Here is an 865-nt window from a genome sequence, read left to right on the forward strand (position 1 = left end):
GGGCCGGCCGGCGGCTGCTGCATGCGGCGCCAGTGCCACAGCGCCACCGCGCCGCCGCCCACCACGGCGGCCATCACCAGCTGGCCGGGCAGCTTGAAGCCCAGCAGCGCCGCGATCGCCGCGGCCGCCAGGCCGAGCGCGAACATCAGCAGGTAGAAGGTGCCGGTGGCCAGCTCGGCGGCCACTGCCACCCCGGCGGCCACCCACCAGAACGTTGACGGGCTCATGTCCACGGGCTCTCCTTGTTGGAAGGTCTGTTGCGTCCACCCCGCACGCAGGTCGGCAGTGTAAGGCGCACCCCGCACCTGTCATCGATCGGCCCTACACTTCGCGCCTTCATTCCGTTGCCCTCCAGAGGTGGCCATGCTCCGTTTCAACTTTCCGATCGTCATCATCGACGAAGACTTCCGCTCCGAGAACACCTCGGGCCTGGGAATCCGGGCGCTGGCCGCGGCCATCGAGAAAGAGGGCTTCGAGGTGCTGGGCGCCACCAGCTACGGCGACCTGTCGCAGTTCGCGCAGCAGCAGAGCCGCGCCAGCGCCTTCATCCTGTCGATCGACGACAACGAGTTCACGCAGGGCCCCGAGCTCGACCCGGTCGTGCTGAACCTGCGCAAGTTCATTCAAGAGATCCGCTTCAAGAACGCCGAGATCCCGATCTACCTCTACGGCGAGACGCGCACCTCGCAGCACCTGCCCAACGACGTGCTGCGCGAGCTGCACGGCTTCATCCACATGTTCGAGGACACGCCGGAGTTCGTGGCCCGCCACATCATCCGCGAAGCCAAGTCGTACATGGACGGCCTCGCGCCGCCGTTCTTCCGCGCGCTGGTCGACTACGCGCAGGACGGCTCGTATTCGTGGC

General features: G+C 67.3%; 1 protein-coding gene and 1 pseudogene. One reads left to right on the forward strand and one right to left on the reverse strand.

What is annotated here, in order from left to right; genetic code table 11:
* A pseudogene (locus tag AC1DXV_RS35065) lies at positions 1 to 227 on the reverse strand (NfeD family protein); the annotation flags it as partial.
* A gap of 136 nt (positions 228 to 363) precedes the next feature.
* On the opposite strand from AC1DXV_RS35065, the gene AC1DXV_RS35070 reads away from it, so the two are divergent.
* Positions 364 to 865: Orn/Lys/Arg decarboxylase N-terminal domain-containing protein (locus tag AC1DXV_RS35070; RefSeq protein ID WP_477938108.1), on the forward strand; the 502-nt coding region annotated here is incomplete at its 3' end.

The sequence above is a fragment of the Rhizobacter sp. P3_C12 genome (genome assembly GCF_056402735.1).